The sequence below is a fragment of the Nocardioides sp. genome, assembly GCF_035697785.1.
Taxonomy (GTDB): domain Bacteria; phylum Actinomycetota; class Actinomycetes; order Propionibacteriales; family Nocardioidaceae; genus Nocardioides_B.
The window spans coordinates 41,214-58,989 of record NZ_DASSCL010000040.1 but is presented as its reverse complement, the minus strand read 5'-3'; the positions used below and the strand labels follow the sequence as shown (position 1 = coordinate 58,989).

The following is a 17,776-nucleotide window of genomic DNA, read 5'->3' as shown; positions in this document are numbered from 1 at the left end:
AGACCTCCGGCTGGGCGCACCGGGCCGTGCTCCGCGACTCCGGCGTACACCTGGTGCCGGGGGTGCGCTACCACCGCATCGACGACGACGGCCTGCACGTCACGGTCGGGGAGGGCGACGAGGCCGAGTCCCGGGTGCTCGACGTCGACCACGTCGTCATGTGTGCCGGCCAGGTCTCCGTGCGGTCCCTGTACGACGAGCTGGTGGCGACCACGACCACGCGCCGGGCCGACCCGGGCACCCCGGTCCTATCGGCAGCTCCAGACGTGTACCTCGTCGGAGGCGCCGACGTCGCCGCCGAGCTGGACGCCAAACGCGCCATCGAGCAGGGCACCCGTATCGCCGCCGCCCTCTGACCCGTTGAGACGCGCCTCGGGTGAGTTGAGACGCGCCTGGCGGGCCCTCGAGCGCGCGCTTGAAGCCCCCGCACGCGCGTCTCAACGGTGGGCGGGGCCGAGGTCCTCGTGGGCGCGGTGGCCGGCGGGCTCGATCTGGAACGTCGCGTGCTCCACGTCGAAGTGCGCGGCGACGCAGCCGCTGAACTCGTCGAGCAGCGGACCGACCCCCCGGGCCGCGAGCACGTCGTCGCTCACCGTGACGTGTGCGGAGAGCACCGGGATGCCGCTGGTCAGCGTCCATGCGTGCAGGTCGTGAACGTCGACCACGCCGGGCACATGCGCGAGGTGGTGCCGGATGTCGTCGAGGTCGAGGTGCGCGGGAGTCGTCTCCAGCAGCACGTTCACCGCGTCGCGCAGCAACGTGTAGGACCGCGGCAGCACGAACGCCGCGATCGCCAGCGTGGCGATCGGGTCGGCCCGCTCAAACCCCGTCGTCAGCAGTACGACGGCCGCCGCCACCACCAGCGCCGAGCCGAGCAGGTCGCTGAGCACCTCGAGGTACGCGCCGCGCATGTTCAGCGACTCGTCGCGCCGGCCGCGCAGCACCAGCAGGGACACCAGGTTGGCGAGCAGCCCCACCACGGCGAAGGCCAGCATCGGGCCGGCCTCGACCTCGGGCGGTTCGCGGAGCCGGCGTACCCCCTCGAACAGCAGGTACCCGCACACCACCAGCAGCACCACCGCGTTCACCACGGCGGCGAGGATCTCGGCCCGGTGGTAGCCGAACGTGCGCCGGTCGCTCGCCGGCAGCGACGCGACGTACGACGCCGAGAGCGCGAGCGCGACCGCGGCCCCGTCGGTGAGCATGTGCCCGGCGTCGGCGAGCAGCGCCAGCGAGCCACTGACCCAGGCACCGACGACCTGCACGACCACGAACACGCCGATGATGCCCAGCACCAGCCACAGCCGGGCTCGGTCCTGAGCACGCCCTGCGGCGTGTCCGTGCCCGTGCCCCGCAGTCATGCGACTCAGCCTAGTGAGGCGGCCGGGCCGCCGCGGGCGTCGCGCGCGGGTCACGGTTCCGGTATGCATGGCGCATGCCGCACTCGCTCGTGACGATCCCGGTCCCCGACCTGGAGGCCGTCGTGCGCCCCCGCCTCGAGCGCTCGGCCCCGGACGACGTGCCCGCCGACTCCGACGACACCGTCGCGCACATCACCCTGCTCGGCCCGTTCGTGTCGCTGTCCGACCTCACCGAGGGGGTGCTCGACGAGCTCGAGCGCTTCTTCGCCGACGTCACCCCGTTCGAGTTCGCGCTGACCGGCATCCACCGCTTCCCGGGCGGCACGGTGTACCTGTCCCCGAGCCCGGCCGCCCCGTTCCGGCACCTGACCCATGAGCTGGTCCGGCTGTTCCCGGAGCACCCGCCGTACGACGACGCCTTCGACGAGGTGATCCCGCACCTGAGCGTGCCGATCCCCGAGGGTGAGACGGTCGAGACCCTGGAGTTCGAGCTGTCGCCGCGGTTCCCGCTGACCACCTACGCCCGCGAGGCCGCGCTGTTCTGGTGGGAGCCGGGAGCGAGCCGGACGCTGGCGACGTTCTCGTTCGGTACATCGGCAGCCTGACCGGCCGCGCCGCCGTTCAACCGCGGGTGCGCTTGAGGCCGACGAGCACGAGGGCGACCCCCAGCCCGGCGAGCAGCGGGCCGACGATCGCCCAGAACGCGACCCCGGTCATCGGGCTGCCCTCGAGGTAGCCGAGACCCTGGAACGTCCACACGGCGCCGACCACGAACATCAGGGCGCCGAGCGTGATCGGCAGCGTGCGCTTCATGGCTCGATGCTAGGGCGACCCGCCCAGCCGTCCCTGCATTACCACGACCACCACCCGGCCGCGCGGGCTTCGGGCAACACAGCCTCGTAAGTCAAGGACGACACGCGGTTTTCGCGAAGTTTCCCCGCGAACCGCTCAGCAGGTCCGCCATCCTTGCCGATGACCCCTTCGACCGCACCAGCAACACCTGCCACCTGGGACCCGTCTCATGCCTGCCGCATCGCCCCTCGCCCGACTCCGCCGACCCCGGACCCGGTCCGCACCGGGCCGCGCGCCGGTCCGCAGGCTCGCCTGGCTCGTCGCCACTCTGGTGGTGCTCACCCCGGCCGTCGCCTCCGCGGTGCCGATCGAGGACTTCGCGGGCTACCAGCCGCAGCGCCGGTGCAGTCCGAGCCCGAAGCCGGGCACGGTCGCGCTGTCCGAGTGGCTGATGAGCCGCTACCCGGGCAGCGGCTCGCTGGGCATCTCCCGCGGCTGCGGCTCGAGCGGCGTCTCGGAGCACAAGGAGGGGCGGGCCTTCGACTGGGCGGTCGACCACTCCTCGGCGCGGGACCGCGGCTACGTCGAGGACTTCCTCGGCGCCATCCTGGCGCCCGACGCCGAGGGCAACCCCGCCGCGCTGGCCCGCCGGATGGGGATCATGTACCTGATCTGGGACGACCACATCTACGCGTCCTACCGGGAGTTCGAGAAGCGGCCGTACCTCAGCTCGGGATGCCGGTCCAAGCAGAACTGCTCGGTCACGCTCCGGCACCGCAACCACGTGCACATCTCGCTGTCCCGCGACGGCGGCCACGCCCGGACCAGCTGGTACCACCGTGGCGAGACCCCGCCGCCCGCCCCGGCCCCGGCGCCACCACCCCCACCGACGACGCCGACGACCCCGGCGACCCCAACGCCGCCCGCCCCGCCAGCGGTCCCGTCGAAGCCGAAACCCACCGTCCCCAAGGGCCCGCCGATCGCCGACGAGATCGAGCTCAGCAAGAAGAAGCCCTACAAGCGGATCCGGGTACCGCTCGACGGGTCCACCTGGAAGCCGAAGAAGTGGCGGCTGCGCGCCGGCAAGAAGTACAAGGTCACCGTCTCCGGCCTCGTCGGACTCGGCCGGCCAGACCAGGTCGCGGACGCCACGTGCACCTGGTCGGCCGCCGCCGGAGGCTGGGTGGGTACGCCGGACGCGGCGACCGCGCAGCAGTACGGCACGCTCGACGTCCGCGTGAACGGCAAGGCGGTGCTCGGTAACACGTGCGCCGACAGCCACACCTATGCCGCGGTCGTCGTACCGAGGAAGTCGAAGCCGCTGCGTGTGAAGCTGAAGACCAAGACCCGGGCCACGAGCGGCTCGCTGGTGTTCACCATCTCCCGGCGCCGCACCGACGTGACCCCGGCCCTGCCGACCTACCCTGCGCTGACCCCGGCGCCTGCCGCGCGCACCACCGAGCGCGGCCTGGGGCTGCTGACCGAGACGGTGCAGGTCCCGGCCGCCGCGGCCGACGGCGTCACCACCAGCCAGGAGGTCGAGGCAGGCGCGCGCTACCGGGTGACCGTCTCCGGGGTGGCCGACCTGGGCGGAGGAGTGCAGTCCGACGGCCAGTGCGTCGCGGTCGCCGGCCAGTGGTACCCGCAGGCGTCCCTCGACCTGCGCCAGCCCGGTGCCGACCACGGCAACCTGTACGTCGGCGGCGTCCCGTTCGCCGGCGGGCCGGCTGACTGCGGCACCCACAGCCACGTCTCCGACGTCACCGCGACGACCACCGGGCGTCTTCACCTCGCGCTCTGGGACCCGCTCGGCCCCGCGGGCAACGGCGGCGCGCTGACCGTCACGGTGCAGCGGCTGACGGGGCTCGCCAACCCACGGCAGGTGCGCGGCGAGGCGCCGACCGGAGACGGGCCGTGGACCCAGGCGCGCGACTTCTTCGCGGTCGCGCTCGCCGACCCGGGCGGGACGGTCTCGACGATGCGACTGCGCAAGGGCGAGCGCGTCGACGTGATAGCCCGCGGCACCTACACCTCACACGGCGTGACGGCCGACGCGACCTGCGTCGCCACCGCCGGCGGGTGGGTGCCGCGCGACCCGGGGCTGCTCGTGGAGCAGGACCCGCTCGAGCTCTGGGTCGACGGCGAGCCGCTGGCCTGGCGGCCGTCAGGGCCGAGCACCCCGTGCGCCGACGACCACACCTACGTGACGACGTACGTCGCCGACAAGAGCGGCCCGATCCGCCTCGCGGTGCTCGACCTCGACCACCGCGACAACGCCGGCGCGCTCGAGGTCACCCTGGAGAACCGCCGCTGACAACGATTCGTCTGCGGTCCATGGGGTGAATCACGCGGGCGGATCGCAGACGAATCGTTGTCAGGCGACGGACTTGATCCGGGTGACGAGCACGCTGCCGAGCACGCAGGCAACCGCGGCGGTGACGTACAGGCTGACGTAGCCGCCGGCCGACGTGATGAGCAGCGCCCCGAGGAACGGCGCGAACACCTGCGGCAGCGCGTTGGCCACGTTGATGACGCCGAGGTCGCGTGCGCGGGACGCGGCGGCCGGCAGCACCTCGGTGCACAGCGCGAAGTCGACCGACAGGTAGACGCCGTAGCCCACGCCGAGCACGCAGGCGCCGACCAGCGCGCCGGTCCAGGTCGGGAACAGCGCCAGCGTCAGGGCCGCGGCGCCGGTGACCAGGCCGGCGGCGATGACGAACACCTTGCGGCGGCGGAGCCGGTCCGACCACTGCCCGAACACGACCGTGCTCGCGACGATGAAGACGGCGTAGACGACCGTGAGCACGAAGACCCCCGCCTCCGGGTCGTCGTGCCCGACCGCGTCGTCGAGGTAGAAGTACAGCAGCAGCGTGCCCAGCGAGTTGCCGAGGTTGACCAGGAACCGGGTCAGCCACGCCCACGCGAAGTCCGGGTGCCGGCGCGGGCTGACCCAGAAGCCGCGCACGAAGTCGCGCAGGTTCCACAGCGGGCGCAGCGACGCCGGCAGCGGGACGTCGAGGCTGCGCAGCAGGTACGGCAACGTGAGTACGACGACGGCGGCGGCCGTGGCGACGTACCCCGCGCGGACACCGCCGGTCAGGGTGGCCACCCCGACGCCGCCGACGATGCCGAGCGTCTGGGACACCGCGACCCAGCCGCCGACCACGCCGCGCTGACGCACCGGCACCAGGTCGGGCACCGTCGCGGTCAGCGCCGCGTACATCGCGTTGAGGGCGGCCTGGGCCAGGCACCAGCCCAGCACCATCACCGCGACCGAGTCCGCCACCGCCAGCACGAGCAGGGCCGCCGCCCCGACCAGCGCGCCGCCGAGCACCCAGGGCACCCGGCGGCCGAAGCGCGACGTGGTCCGGTCCGACAGCGCGCCGAACAACGGGTTCGCGACGACCGAGACGGCCGACCCGAGCCCGGTGACCAGGCCGAACACGAACTCCTTGTCCCCCGGCGCGACCAGCTCGGCCTGCTGGGCCAACAGCACCTGGATCGGCCCGAAGAACCCGGCCCAGACGCCGAGGCCGGCCAGCGTGACCCGGGCGACCCAGCCGCCGCCGACCCGTTCGACCGGTTCCGCCAGCCCGGGCAGCCCTGAGGGTCCGGCGTCGTTACCGACGAACCGCGGGGTGGTCAACGCCGGCTCCGGTGGTCCGCGATCACCCGGGCGTACCAGGGGTAGGAGTCCTTCGGGGTACGACGCTGGGTGGCGTAGTCGACGTGGACGAGGCCGAACCGCTGCGTGTAGCCCTCGGCCCACTCGAAGTTGTCGAGCAGCGACCAGGTGTAGTAACCGCGGACGTCGACCCCGGCCGCCGCCGCCTCGGCCACCGCCTGCAGGTGTTGCCGCAGGTAGTCGATCCGGCGGTCGTCGTGCACGGCACCGGCCGGGTCCGGCGGGTCGTCGTAGGCGCAGCCGTTCTCGGTGACCATCACCGGCGGCAGGCGCGCGCCGTAGTCGTCGTGCAGCGACACCAGCAGGTCGCGCAGCCCGTCGGGGACGACCGGCCAGTCGAAGCCGGTGCGCTCGTAGCCGTCGATCTCGACCGGCACGAACGGCAGGTCCCCGCTCGGCGTCTGGGCGATCGGCGTCAGGTCCGTGCCGACCGCGGCGACCCGGGTGGGGTTGTAGTAGTTGACCCCGTAGAAGTCGAGCGGCGCGGACATCAGGCGGAGGTCGTCGGCGACCGGGCCGGGCATCAGGTCCGAGAACCCGGCGGGGTACTCCCCGCGCAGGAGCGGGTCGGCGAACAGCCGGTTCCAGAGCGTGTCGTAGAGCGCCGCCGCCTCGCGGTCGGCATCGCTGTCGGTCGCCGACCAGACGGGCGTGTGGTTGTTGGCCGCGCCGACCGACCGCGCGCCGGCGGTCCGCAGCGCCTGGACGGCGAGCCCGTGCCCGAGCAGCAGGTGGTGGGCGACGGGGAGGGCGTCGAGCATCAGGGAGCGGCCCGGGGCGTGCACGCCGGTGGCGTAGCCGAGCATCGTCACCACGTTCGGCTCGTTGACCGGTGCCCAGTGCGTCACCCGGTCACCGAGCGCCTCGGCCACCACGGCGGCGTACTCCCCGAACCGCTCCGCGGTGGTCCGTTGCAGCCATCCGCCGGCGTCCTCGAGCGGCTGCGGAAGGTCCCAGTGGAACAGCGTGGCCATCGGCTCGATGCCGGCGGCGAGCAGCTCGTCGACGAGCCGGTCGTAGAAGGCGATGCCCGCGGGGTTCACCGGACCGGAGCCGGCCGGCTGGACCCGCGGCCAGGCGACGGAGAACCGGTAGCCGTCGAGCCCGAGGCCCTTCATCAGCGACACGTCCTCGGCGTACCGGTGGTAGTGGTCGCAGGCCTCCGCACCGCTGCTGCCGTCACGGATCCGGCCCGGCACGGCACAGAACGTGTCCCAGACGCTTGCTCCGCGGCCGTCGGCAGCCACCGCGCCCTCGATCTGGTACGACGCCGTGCTGGCCCCGAACAGGAAGCTCGCGGGCAGGGCGTGGAGGTCCGGAATCGTCACGGCGCAACACTGTCAGGAGCGGGCGCCGAGGTGAAAGGTTCGCCGAATCGCCACGCCGGGTGGTCGATTCGTCCACAATCGTCCGCGGGGAGGGGTCAGCAGGACCAGGGGGGTGACTGCATGCGCCGCGAACACGACCAGGGCCGGATCAGGAGTCTGGCGGCGCTGGCTCGCGCCCTGAGCAGGTCCGAGTCGCTGCGGCACCTGCTCGAGCACGCGGCCGAGGAGGCGCTCCGGACGCTGCGGGCGGCGAGCGTCTCGGTCTCCCGGATCGAGCCGGACGGCGTCTCGGTCCGCACCATCGTCAACGTCGGCGACCTCGGTCCGGACGAGGTGCGCTGGCCGGACGACGAGACCTACGAGATGGACGAGTTCGCCAGCCTCAACCTGTCCGCGGACGAGCCGGTGACCTGGCACTGGGTGCGGGGCGAGCCCGGCATCCCGGACTGCGAGCAAGTGCTGCTGGAGCGGCTGGGGAAGGGCTCGTCCCTGTCCGCGCCGCTGGTCGTGTCGGGCGCGCTCTGGGGCGAGGTGTACGCCACCCGGCACATCGGCGCCGAGACGTTCGACCAGGACGACATCGCCTACCTCGAGGCGTTCCTGGCCATCCTCGGCGGTGCGCTGGCCCGGGCCGACCGCGAGGAGACGTTGGCCCAGCTGGCCTACCACGACCCGTTGACCGGGTTGCTCAACCGGCGCGCCATCGACGACCACGCCCGGGTCGCGTTCGAGGTGCCGCCCGGTATGCGCCGTGAGGTCGGCGTCGTGGCACTGGACATCAACGGCCTCAAGCAGACCAACGACCGGCTCGGGCACCAGGCGGGCGACGAGCTGATCCAGCGGGTGGCCGGTGAGCTGGTCCGCTCGTTCGCGGATCTGAAGGCCTGTGTCGTGGGTCGCGTCGGTGGCGACGAGTTCACCGTGCTCAGCGTGGACCTGTCGACCGACCCGCTCGTCGAGCTGGCCGACCAGCTGATCGCGCGCAGCTGGGAGACCGACCCGACGACCGCGCTCTCCGGCGGGGTGGCCTCGGCCGTGCTGACCGAGGACAAGGACCTGACGCCGTCCGAGGTGTTCGTCGCCGCCGACCGCGCCCTCTACGTCGCCAAGCGGGAGCGCCGTCGTACCGCTGTCGTGGCCGACCCGCTCTGACCACGCACGGCCGCGTGCCGCCCGGGCTGTCACGATGGCCCGCATGACCGTCGAGGTACGACGCGCCGCAACCCGACCGACCACGTCGGCCGCCGGGCTGGTGTCGCGGCACTCGTTCTCGTTCGGTGCGCACTACGACCCGACCGACGTGGGCCACGCGGTGCTGGTCGCGCACAACGACGACGACATCCGGGGCGGCGCCGGCTACCCCGACCACCCGCACCGCGACCTCGAGATCGTCACCTGGGTGCTGGAGGGCGGGCTGCGGCACGAGGACTCCGACGGCAACGCCGGAGTGGTGGTGCCCGGGCTGCTGCAGCGGCTCAGCGCGGGCAGCGGCGTGCGGCACTCCGAGCACCACGACCCGGCGGTCGGGCCGGCGGTGCGGTTCGTGCAGATGTGGGTGCTCCCCGACGAACCCGGGCTCACCCCGTCCTACGCCCAGCACGACGTCGGCGCCCTGCTGGACGACGGCGGCCTGGTGCCGGTCGCTTCCGGGCGGCCGGGACTGTCGGTCGACGCTGCCGTGCCGGTGCACACCCGCGACGCGACGCTGCACGTGGCCCGGCTCGGCGGCGCCGCGTCGGTCGGGCTCCCCGACGCGCCGTACCTCCATGTCTTCGTGGCCCGCGGGTCGGCCGACCTCGAGGCCGCCGGCCGGCTCGACGAGGGCGACGCGGCCCGGCTGACGGCCGCGGGCGGGCTGCGGCTGACGGCGTCCGGGCCGTGCGAGGTGCTCATCTGGGAGATGCACCGGGGCAGGTAGTTTGGGAGTACGTCGGCCACATGATCAGGGGTCCTGCCATGACGACGTCGCTGCGCCTGCTCGTCGGCACCGTCACCACCCTGCTCCTGAGCCTGCCCGGCGCCGCGTCCGCGAGCACCAGGACCGTCACGGACGCCGACGACGCCACCGGCCGCCTCGACGTCGCCGCCGCCACGCACGGTCACGACGGACGGCTGGTGGAGCACACGATCCGGATGCAGCGACGGTGGCCGTCGACGGTGCTCGAGGAGGGCGGCGTGACGATCGTGTTCCGGATCGGCGACCGCTACCGCACCCTCGAGATCGAGCACCGCAGGGGCGAGCTCGTGGGCGAGATCTGCACGGAGACCCCGCGCGGCTCCCTCAGGAGCTGCACGCGGGACGTCGGCCTGGCCCGGCCCGACCGGTTCACGCTGCAGGTCACGCTGGCGAGCCGCCTGTTGAAGAAGCAGCCGCTGTCGTCCTACGAGTGGCGCATCGTCACGCTGCTCGACAACGGCGAGTCCGGCTGCACCGAGACGGTCTGCCTGGACCAGGTCCGCGACGACGACCGCTGGGTGCGGCACCGCCTCTGACGCCGGGAGGCGCCGACGTCCTACCGTGGTGGGGCACCGCCGCCGACCCCGGGGGACCGTGATGTCGCACCGCTACTCCGTCCCGCTCGCCCTGGCGACGGTCGTCGGCCTGCTGCTGCCGGCGTCGTCGTACGCCGACACGGCGAAGGTCGCGGACGCCGACGACACCCACGGGCGGTTGGACATCGCGCGCGTCACGCACACGCACGTGCACCACCGGCTCGTGCACACGATCCGGATGCGGGCCGGCTGGAAGGCCAGGGTGCTGAGGAAGGGGCGGCTCACGGTGATGTTCAAGTCCGGGTCGCGCTACCGGACCATCGAGCTCGACTACCGGCGCCGGCACCTCGTGGCCACGATCTGCCGCGACGAACGCCTTGCCGGCGGCGAGCTCGTGAACTGCTCGGACGAGGTCGGGCTGGACCGGCCCGACGGCCGCACCGTCACGGTGACGGTGCGGAAGCGGCAGGTCCGCAAACCCGGCCGGCAGGGGTACAAGTGGCAGGTCACGTCGTTCCTGCAGAGCGGACAGGGCGAGTGCCCGCGGGGGCGGCTCTGCGTCGACTCGCTGCCGGGCGCGGATCCGTGGATCCGGCACGGCCTGCGGCACTGAGCCGGTGGGTCCTAGACGAGCACGCGGAGCGAGGCGGGCCGGACCTCGGCGGTGACCGGCAGCGGCCCGAGTGGCTCGCCGTCGCCGTACGCCGTGACGCCGGCGCCGGCCAGCGAGACCCGGCGACCGCGCAGCAGAAGCACCTCGTCGAGGTCGACGTGCGTGCCGTCGTAGAGCCGCGGCAGGTTGCGGACCAGCCTCAGCTTGGAGGCGGCCCGGACCACGACCACGTCGAGCAGCCCGTCGGTGAGCGAGGCCCGTGGGGCGACGCGCATGCCGGCCCCGTAGTACGCCGAGTTCGCGACGACGACGGTGTAGGCCTCCTCCTCGAGGCGTTCCCCGTCGACGTCGAGGGTGAACCGCACCGGGTCGAACCGGACGATCGCGCGGACGGCGGCGCAGGGGTACTGCAGCACGCGCGGCAGCCGGCCGCTCCGGTCGACGATCTCCGAGGCGAGGGAGTCGACCCCGGCGTAGACGCTGCCCAGCACCACCCGGTCGCCGGCGACCACCACGTCCACCGCCATCGGCTCACCCTCGAGCAGCGTGTGGGCGACCTGGCGCGGGTCCGCGCTCAGCCCGAGCATGCGCGCGAAGTCGTTGCCGCGACCCGACGGCACCACCCCGAGGACTCCACCGGCGTCCACGACGGCGGTGGCGACCGACGACAGCATCCCGTCCCCTCCCACGGCGACCACCACGTCCCCACGGCTCGCGGCCTCCCGGGCCAGGTCGGCGCAGGCGGTCGGACCGGGGCTGTAGGTCACCCGCACCTCGGCCCCCGCCTCGCGGAGCAGCCGTGCCACCGGCACGGCGGAGCCGGGGGCCGCGCCGCCGCCGGACATCGGGTTGACCAGGCAGTGGAACGACCGGCGGCCGGGCGTCACGGGACCAGCACGCCGGGGTTGAGTACGCCGTTCGGGTCGAGACGGTCCTTGACCGCGCGCAGGATCTCGACACCGACGGGACCGATCTCCTGGGCCAGCCAGGGCCTGTGGTCGCGGCCGACCGCGTGGTGGTGGGTGATCGTCGCGCCGGCCGCGATCATCGCGTCGGACGCGGCGGCCTTCGCGGCCGCCCACTGCTCCAACCCGTCGCCCACCTGGCGGGCCGCGACCGTGAAGTACAGCGAGGCGCCGGTCTCGTAGACGTGCGAGATGTGGCAGAGCACGATCGGTCCGCCGCCGCCGTTGGCTGATGCCGGGGTGAGGGCGGCCGTGAGCGCGGCGGACATCTCGTCGTACAGCCGCGGGAGGTTCGACCAGAACGTCGCGGTCTCCAGCGTCTCGACCAGCACGCCGATGTCGAGCATCGCGTCGCGCAGGTAGGGCCCCTTGAACCTGCCCGCCGCCCAGCCCGCGCCGTCGTCCGCGCCGAGGGACCTGCCGCCGCGCTTCTCGAGCCGGGTCGCGACCACCCTCCGCCGAGCCTCGACGGCTTCCGCGGTGCCCTCGAACCCGGTCACGACCAGGCAGCCGCCCTCGCCGCCGGCGCCGATCTCATCGGGCTTCGCCAGGTTGAGCGCGGTCTCGTTCTCGTCGGAGAGCCGGAGCACGGTCGGGGCGTCGCCCGACTGCGCCAGGTCACGCAGTGCCGCGACGCCCTCGGGGAACGACGCGAACCGCCAGGTCTCGTAGACGGCTGTCTCCGGCGCCGGCCGGACCCGCACGGTCACTGCGGTGATCACGCCGAACGCGCCCTCGGAGCCGAGCACCAGCTCGCGCAGGTCGGGCCCGGCGGCGTTCGCCGGGGCGCTGCCGAGCTCCAGGTCGCCGACCGGGGTCGCGACCCGCAGCGCGACCACGAGCTGGTCGAACCGGCCGTATCCCGACGACGCCTGGCCGCTGGACCGGGTGGCCGCGAAGCCGCCGATCGAGGCGTACTCGAAGGACTGCGGGAAGGGCCCGAGGGTGAGGCGGTGCTCGGCGAGCAGCGCCTCCGCCCGGGGGCCGAGCAGCCCGGCCTCGAGGACCGCGGTGCCCGAGACCCGGTCGACGGCCACCAGCCGGTCGAGCCGGCGCAGGTCGAGCGCCAGCACCCCGGCGTACCCGTCCCGGCGCGCGACCAGGCCGCCCACGACCGACGTACCACCGCCGAAGGGCACCAGCGCGACCCGGTGCTCGCTGCACCAGGAGACGACCGCGGCGACCTCGTCGTGCCCGGCGGGCAGCACGACCGCGTCGGGGGCGTCGTCCGCGTCGCCGTGCCGCATCCGCAGCAGGTCGGGGGTGGACTTGCCGCGCGTGTGCCGGACCCGGGCCTCGTGGTCGACGCGCACCTGGTGGTCCCCCACCAGGTCGCGGAGGCCGGCGAGCAGGTCCTCCGGCAGTCGCGGCGCGGGCAGTCGTACGTCGGACAGGGGGGTGGTCGGGTGCTCGGCCGCCGGTCCAAACGCCAGCTCGACGAGCCCGCGGGCCTCCTCGGACAGGGGGTGCGCCTCGGCCGGGTCGCCCCAGCGGGCCCAGTGCATCTGTTCCGTCATGTGATACAGTGTGACATATGACGTCACTTCGTCACAACGGTCCCGATCCCGACGCCTCCGGCACGGACCGGGCCCTCGACGCCGCCCGGGCGGCCATCCTCGCCGTCGGCTGGAAGCGCACCACCCTCACCGACGTCGCGCGCCGGGCCGGGGTGTCCCGGATGACGCTCTACCGGCGCTGGCCCGACATGCAGACGCTGCTCGCCGACCTGATGACCCGCGAGTGGTCGGTCGTCGTGGAGGACCCGGCCGACATGGGGCTCACCGAGGGCGCCTCGACCCTGGACCGGATCGTCGGCGGGATCGGCGCGACCGTGGTGGCGCTGCGGGAGAACGACCTGTTCCGCAAGATCGTCGAGATCGACCCGGAGCTCCTGCTGCCGTATCTGCTCGACCGGCGCGGGCGCACCCAGGACCGCATCCTCGCCCTTGTGGAGACCGCGCTGGCGGAGGGGCAACGCAGCGGCGACGTGCGACCGGGCGACCCCGGGCTGATGGCGCGCACGCTGCTGCTCGCCACGCACGGCTTCGTCCTGTCGGCGCACACGATGAGCGACCCCGCCGGGGAGGACCCGGCATCCGGCATGGACGTCGACCCGGGGCTCGACGTCGAGCTGCGCAACCTCGTGCAGCGCTACCTCGCACCGTGACCCACACCGGTGCCGGCGCCCTCAACGCGGCCGGTCGCGAGCGGGGGCTCGCGGAGGCCACGGACGGCCGGGTCGTGGACCTGCTCGTCGTCGGGCTGGGCGTCACCGGCGCCGGCGTCGCGCTCGACGCGGCCGCCCGTGGCCTCGACGTGGTCGCGGTCGACGCCAACGACCTCGCGTTCGGAACCTCGCGCTGGAGCAGCAAGCTCGTGCACGGCGGGCTGCGCTACCTCGCGCAGGGGCAGCTCGGCGTCGCCCACGAGAGCGCGGTCGAGCGCGGGCTGCTGATGACGAGGACGGCCCCGCACCTGACCCGCGCGCTGCCGATGCTGATCCCGCTGGTCCCGATGGTGACCCGCGGTCAGGCCGCGACCGCGCGCGCCGGGCTCCTCGCCGGGGACGCGCTGCGGTCGGGCGCGCGCACCCCGCACGGCGTACTCCCCCGGCCGCGGCGGCTCGGCCGCACCGAGACCCTGGCGCTCGCGCCGTCGCTGCGGAGCGCCGGCCTGCGCGGCGGCCTGCTCTCGTGGGACGGGCAGCTCGAGGACGACGCGCGGCTGGTGGTCGCCCTGGCCCGCACCGCGGCCGGCCGTGGGGCCCGGGTGCTCACCCGGACCCGCGTCGAGGCTCTCTCCGGAGACGGGGCGTCCGTGCGCGACGAGGTCACCGGCGCCGCGCACACCATCCGGGCCCGCGCCGTCGTCAACGCCACCGGGGTCTGGGCGGGCACGCTCGACCCCGGGGTGAGGCTCCGACCGTCGCGCGGGACCCACCTCGTGCTGGGCCCGACCGCGCTCCCCGGCCTGCGGGTCGCGGTGATGGCCCCGGTGCCGGGCGAGCGCAACCGGTTCGTGTTCGCGCTGCCGCAGCCCGACGGCCGGGTCTACGTCGGGCTCACCGACGAGCCCGTCGACGGACCGCTGCCGGACGTGCCCGAGCCGACCGAGGCCGAGATCGGCTTCCTGCTCGACGTGATCTCGGCGGTGCTCGACCACCCGTTCCACCGACACGACGTCGCCGGAGCGTTCGCCGGGCTGCGCCCCCTGCTCGACGCCGGCGGCCGGACCGCCGACCTGTCCCGTCGGCACGCCGTGCTGACCTCCCGTGACGGCATCGTCACGATCGTGGGCGGCAAGCTGACCACCTACCGCCGGATGGCCGAGGACGCCGTCGACGCCGCGGTCGCCCGGGCGGGTCTCACCGCGGCGCCCTGCGCGACCCGGGCCCTGCCGCTGGTCGGTGCCGCTCCGCGCGAGCACCTCGCCGCGCTCGAGCAGCCGCCCCGCCTGGTCCGGCGCTACGGCACCGAGGCGGCCGACGTGCTCGTCGACGCCCGCGCTCGCACCGGGCTGACCGACGACGAGCTGCTGTCCCCGGTGGCCGACGGCGTGCCGACCACGCTGGCCGAGCTCGTCTGGGGCGTGACCCACGAGGGTGCCCTCGACGTGGCCGACCTGCTGGACCGGCGTACCCGGGTCGGCCTGGTCGCCGCCGACCGCGTCGCCGCGACCCCGGCCGCCGAGCACGCGCTCATTATCGCCGCCCTCACCCCCGCCCCCGTCCACCCCACTTGACCGCCCCCGATCGATACGACGCGACGGAGTTGCCGTCCGGGCGGCGCGGCGACAACCGGTACGTCGCGTCGTATCCGGGAGCGCGCGTCAGGAGGCCAGGCCGGTCACGACCTCGGCGCCGGGGAGCTCGGCGAGGGCCGGGCCGGGGAGCAGCAGCTTGGACCGTCGTACGCCGCTGCCGATGATCGCGACGTCGATGTCGACGACGGCCGCGTCGACGAGCAGCCGCCACCCGGCGGGCAGCCCGACCGGCGTGATGCCGCCGTACTCCATCCCGGTCTCCTCGACCGCCCGCTCCATCGGGTGGAACGACGCCTTGCGCACGTCGAGCAGCCGCTTCACCAGGTTGTTGACGTCGGCCCGGGTGTCGGCGCGTACGACGCAGGCGGCGACCCGTTCATCGCCGGCACGCTTGCCGGAGACGACGACGCAGTTGGCGCTCGCGTCCAGCGGCAGGCCGTAGGCCTCGGTGAGGGCGGCCGTGTCCGCCAGGTCCGGGTCGATCTCGACGACCCCCACGCGCTCTGCCGTCGCCAACGTGCCGAGCGCGGCCCGCACCGAGGGCGCGAGCAGGTCGGGCCGGTCGAGCGCGGGCACGGTGACGAGGGAGCCGAGCTGCATGCCGCCCACCCTAGGCAACGATTCGTCTGCGATCGTCCCGCGGAAAACACCCCATAGATCGCAGACGAATCGTTGTAATCGGCTCTCAACATCGTCCCGTTTGTGGGCTATGGTGCCGAAGCATCTGGCTCGAGGGGGCCCGGAGGGCGGAATGTTCGCCTTCGGTACAGAGCAGTCCCCGACCTGGTCGACTCGGGCTCCGTCTGCACGACAAGCCCGACGTCTCCGGCCTCATCCACCGGGGCAGCCGGGCTCACGAACCCCGGAGGGAACCTTGCCAGCCACACCCAGAAAGCGCGGCCTCGCGCTCGTCGCGGCCGCCGCCGGACTCGCGCTCGTCGCCAGTCCGCTCGCGCTGACGTCGGGCGCCACCGCCGACGAGACCTCGACGACCGCCTCGGCGCCGAGCAAGGACAAGGCCAAGAAGGCGAAGAAGAAGCGGATCAAGGTCGACCTGTTCGCGATCAACGACTTCCACGGCCAGCTCGAGACGGTTCCCCCGGACACGCGGCCGGGCCGCCAGTCGACCGGTGAGGTCCTCAAGGGCAGCATCGACTTCCCGGCGGGCGGCGTGGAGTACCTCGCCACCCACCTCAAGCGGCTGCGCGCCAGCTCGGCCGACCGCGGCGCGAAGAGCTTCACGGTGGCAGCCGGCGACCTGGTCGGTGCGACGCCGCTGCTCTCGGCGGCCTTCCACGACGAGCCGACCATCGAGGCCATGAACGAGATCGGCCTGCAGATCTCCTCCGTGGGCAACCATGAGTTCGACGAGGGCTACCGCGAGATCAAGCGGCTGCAGAAGGGCAAGTGCCTCAACGACGGCGCCGGTGCCAACAACCAGAACTCCTGCCCGGACGCGGCGAACCCGTTCGAGGGCGCGGACTTCAAGTACCTCGCGGCCAACGTGAAGTTCGAGAACACCCGCAAGCCGATCCTCGCGCCGTTCAACATCAAGAAGGTGCAGGGCCAGAAGGTCGCCTTCATCGGCATGACCCTCAAGGACACTCCCAACATCGTGACCAAGGCCGGCGTAGAGGGCCTGTTCTTCAAGGACGAGGTCAAGACCGTCAACAAGCTCGTCCCCCGCCTGCGTGACCGCGGCGTCAACGCGATGGTCGTGCTGCTGCACCAGGGCGGCGTGCCGGTCAGCCTCACCGAGCCCAACGGCTGCGACCAGGTGACCGGTCCCGGCATCGACATCGCCAAGGCGCTGCACCCCGAGATCGACGTGGTCGTCGAGGGTCACACCCACCTGCCCTACAACTGCACCGTGCTCGACCCCGCCGGCAAGAAGCGGCTGGTCACCAGCGGTTACTCGACGGGCCGGACCATCACCGAGCTCCGGCTCAAGCTGAAGGGCAAGAACGGCGAGGTGATCCGCGGCAAGTCGCGCGCGATCACCCACATCGTCACCAACAGCGACGGTACGGCGGCCGACTCGGCGCTGACCGCGCTCATCGCGCGCTACAAGACCCTCGTCGCGCCGATCGAGAACAAGGTGCTCGGCAAGCTGGCCCCGGCGGAGACGCCGAACCAGAGTCTGTCCCGCACCCCGGTTCCCGACCCGGCCAACACGGAGAACCCGACCGCCGCCGGCGAGGACTTCGCGCTCGGCAACCTGATCGCGGACAGCCAGAAGCTCGACCCGTCCACGGGCGCCACGCGTCCGGTGATCGCGTTCATGAACCCGGGCGGCATCCGCGCCAACCTGGTCGAGAATGCCGCGGGTGACGTCACCTACGGGGCCGCGTTCTCGGTGCAGCCGTTCAACAACTACGTGGTCTCGATGGACCTGACGGGTGCGCAGGTCCGTTCGGTCCTCAACGACCAGTGGAACGGCCGCAACGAGGCCGTCAACGTGATCCTGCAGGTCTCCGGGCTCCAGTACACCTACTCGCGCGCTGCGGCTGCGGGTACCGGCGACGCCATCGTCGGCCCGATTCGCGTCGACACCAACCGCGATGGCGTGGTCGACGCGGACCTCGACCCGGCGGCGACCTACCGGGTCGTGGCGAACTCGTTCCTCTCCGACGGTGGCGACGGCATGCCGACGCTTGCCACCGGGACGAACAAGTTCTTCGGCGGGCTCGACATCGACGCCCTGGCGGCGCACCTGGCCGCCAACAACCCCTACACCCCCACGGCGGAGACGCGCATCACGAGGGTGAACTGATCCA

16 protein-coding genes and 1 pseudogene are annotated in these 17,776 nt (G+C 73.2%); 10 read left to right on the top strand and 7 right to left on the bottom strand.

The annotated features are described in order from the left end of the window. Nucleotides 1–356, top strand: a pseudogene (locus VFH10_RS04340) (hypothetical protein); the annotation flags it as partial. Nucleotides 357–437: 81 nt separating this feature from the next. Here the strand turns inward: VFH10_RS04340 and VFH10_RS04335 are convergent. Then, nucleotides 438–1,361: a cation diffusion facilitator family transporter gene (locus VFH10_RS04335; protein ID WP_325126313.1), complete on the bottom strand. Its 924-nt coding sequence runs from the start codon at nucleotides 1,359–1,361 to the stop codon at nucleotides 438–440. 74 nt (nucleotides 1,362–1,435) lie between these two features. Here VFH10_RS04335 and VFH10_RS04330 point away from each other — a divergent pair, with 74 nt between their 5' ends. Then, nucleotides 1,436–1,966: a 2'-5' RNA ligase family protein gene (locus tag VFH10_RS04330; RefSeq protein ID WP_325126311.1), complete on the top strand. Its 531-nt coding sequence runs from the start codon at nucleotides 1,436–1,438 to the stop codon at nucleotides 1,964–1,966. Between the two features lie 16 nt (nucleotides 1,967–1,982). On the opposite strand, the gene VFH10_RS04325 is transcribed toward VFH10_RS04330, so the two are convergent. Further along, on the bottom strand, nucleotides 1,983–2,174 hold the full coding sequence (locus tag VFH10_RS04325; RefSeq protein ID WP_325126309.1) for a hypothetical protein: 192 nt from the start codon (nucleotides 2,172–2,174) through the stop codon (nucleotides 1,983–1,985). Between the two features lie 208 nt (nucleotides 2,175–2,382). Here VFH10_RS04325 and VFH10_RS04320 point away from each other — a divergent pair, with 208 nt between their 5' ends. After that, entirely contained in the window at nucleotides 2,383–4,467 is a 2,085-nt protein-coding gene (locus VFH10_RS04320; RefSeq protein ID WP_325126308.1) for a hypothetical protein, read from the top strand. A 60-nt stretch (nucleotides 4,468–4,527) separates the two neighbouring features. On the opposite strand, the gene VFH10_RS04315 is transcribed toward VFH10_RS04320, so the two are convergent. Continuing rightward, entirely contained in the window at nucleotides 4,528–5,799 is a 1,272-nt protein-coding gene (locus VFH10_RS04315; RefSeq protein WP_325126306.1) for an MFS transporter, read from the bottom strand. After that, complete coding sequence (locus tag VFH10_RS04310) at nucleotides 5,796–7,166, bottom strand: GH1 family beta-glucosidase (RefSeq protein WP_325126303.1); 1,371 nt, start codon at nucleotides 7,164–7,166, stop codon at nucleotides 5,796–5,798. Before VFH10_RS04310 ends, VFH10_RS04315 begins: the two co-directional genes overlap by 4 nt. A 120-nt stretch (nucleotides 7,167–7,286) precedes the next feature. On the opposite strand from VFH10_RS04310, the gene VFH10_RS04305 reads away from it, so the two are divergent. From VFH10_RS04305 to VFH10_RS04290, 4 genes are all read left to right on the top strand, one after another. Then, complete coding sequence (locus VFH10_RS04305; protein ID WP_325126301.1) at nucleotides 7,287–8,318, top strand: sensor domain-containing diguanylate cyclase; 1,032 nt, start codon at nucleotides 7,287–7,289, stop codon at nucleotides 8,316–8,318. 43 nt (nucleotides 8,319–8,361) lie between these two features. After that, complete coding sequence (locus tag VFH10_RS04300) at nucleotides 8,362–9,084, top strand: pirin family protein (protein ID WP_325126299.1); 723 nt, start codon at nucleotides 8,362–8,364, stop codon at nucleotides 9,082–9,084. 38 nt (nucleotides 9,085–9,122) lie between these two features. Continuing rightward, complete coding sequence (locus tag VFH10_RS04295) at nucleotides 9,123–9,659, top strand: hypothetical protein (RefSeq protein ID WP_325126296.1); 537 nt, start codon at nucleotides 9,123–9,125, stop codon at nucleotides 9,657–9,659. A 61-nt stretch (nucleotides 9,660–9,720) separates the two neighbouring features. Next, a complete protein-coding gene (locus VFH10_RS04290; RefSeq protein ID WP_325126294.1) occupies nucleotides 9,721–10,272 on the top strand; it encodes a hypothetical protein in 552 nt (183 codons plus the stop codon). Between the two features lie 11 nt (nucleotides 10,273–10,283). On the opposite strand, the gene VFH10_RS04285 is transcribed toward VFH10_RS04290, so the two are convergent. Together VFH10_RS04285 and VFH10_RS04280 are read right to left on the bottom strand one after the other, a co-directional pair. Continuing rightward, nucleotides 10,284–11,159, bottom strand: coding sequence for a diacylglycerol kinase family protein (locus tag VFH10_RS04285; protein ID WP_325126292.1), 876 nt, complete (start codon nucleotides 11,157–11,159; stop codon nucleotides 10,284–10,286). Then, nucleotides 11,156–12,754, bottom strand: a complete 1,599-nt coding sequence (locus tag VFH10_RS04280; RefSeq protein WP_325126290.1) for an FAD-binding oxidoreductase — start codon at nucleotides 12,752–12,754, stop codon at nucleotides 11,156–11,158. The genes VFH10_RS04285 and VFH10_RS04280 overlap by 4 nt, the downstream gene beginning before the upstream one ends. 17 nt (nucleotides 12,755–12,771) lie before the next feature. Between VFH10_RS04280 and VFH10_RS04275 the strand changes: the two genes are divergently transcribed. Next, the gene (locus tag VFH10_RS04275) at nucleotides 12,772–13,404 is read left to right on the top strand and encodes a TetR/AcrR family transcriptional regulator (RefSeq protein ID WP_325126288.1); all 633 of its coding nucleotides are present in this window, start codon (nucleotides 12,772–12,774) and stop codon (nucleotides 13,402–13,404) included. Then, the gene (locus VFH10_RS04270) at nucleotides 13,401–14,978 is read left to right on the top strand and encodes a glycerol-3-phosphate dehydrogenase/oxidase (protein WP_325126286.1); all 1,578 of its coding nucleotides are present in this window, start codon (nucleotides 13,401–13,403) and stop codon (nucleotides 14,976–14,978) included. The genes VFH10_RS04275 and VFH10_RS04270 overlap by 4 nt, the downstream gene beginning before the upstream one ends. 87 nt (nucleotides 14,979–15,065) lie before the next feature. Here VFH10_RS04270 and VFH10_RS04265 read toward each other — a convergent pair whose 3' ends face one another. Further along, nucleotides 15,066–15,599, bottom strand: coding sequence for a YbaK/EbsC family protein (locus tag VFH10_RS04265; RefSeq protein WP_325126284.1), 534 nt, complete (start codon nucleotides 15,597–15,599; stop codon nucleotides 15,066–15,068). 274 nt (nucleotides 15,600–15,873) lie between these two features. Between VFH10_RS04265 and VFH10_RS04260 the strand changes: the two genes are divergently transcribed. After that, complete coding sequence (locus tag VFH10_RS04260; RefSeq protein ID WP_325126281.1) at nucleotides 15,874–17,772, top strand: bifunctional metallophosphatase/5'-nucleotidase; 1,899 nt, start codon at nucleotides 15,874–15,876, stop codon at nucleotides 17,770–17,772. The last annotated feature ends 4 nt before the right edge of the window (nucleotides 17,773–17,776 follow it).

Coding starts and splice junctions, on each gene's coding strand:
- VFH10_RS04335 (WP_325126313.1), bottom strand. CDS start 1,361: ATGACTGCGGGGCACGGGCACGGACACGCCGCAGGGCGTGCTCAGGAC.
- VFH10_RS04330 (WP_325126311.1), top strand. CDS start 1,436: ATGCCGCACTCGCTCGTGACGATCCCGGTCCCCGACCTGGAGGCCGTC.
- VFH10_RS04325 (WP_325126309.1), bottom strand. CDS start 2,174: ATGAAGCGCACGCTGCCGATCACGCTCGGCGCCCTGATGTTCGTGGTC.
- VFH10_RS04320 (WP_325126308.1), top strand. CDS start 2,383: ATGCCTGCCGCATCGCCCCTCGCCCGACTCCGCCGACCCCGGACCCGG.
- VFH10_RS04305 (WP_325126301.1), top strand. CDS start 7,287: ATGCGCCGCGAACACGACCAGGGCCGGATCAGGAGTCTGGCGGCGCTG.
- VFH10_RS04300 (WP_325126299.1), top strand. CDS start 8,362: ATGACCGTCGAGGTACGACGCGCCGCAACCCGACCGACCACGTCGGCC.
- VFH10_RS04295 (WP_325126296.1), top strand. CDS start 9,123: ATGACGACGTCGCTGCGCCTGCTCGTCGGCACCGTCACCACCCTGCTC.
- VFH10_RS04290 (WP_325126294.1), top strand. CDS start 9,721: ATGTCGCACCGCTACTCCGTCCCGCTCGCCCTGGCGACGGTCGTCGGC.
- VFH10_RS04280 (WP_325126290.1), bottom strand. CDS start 12,754: ATGACGGAACAGATGCACTGGGCCCGCTGGGGCGACCCGGCCGAGGCG.
- VFH10_RS04275 (WP_325126288.1), top strand. CDS start 12,772: ATGACGTCACTTCGTCACAACGGTCCCGATCCCGACGCCTCCGGCACG.
- VFH10_RS04265 (WP_325126284.1), bottom strand. CDS start 15,599: ATGCAGCTCGGCTCCCTCGTCACCGTGCCCGCGCTCGACCGGCCCGAC.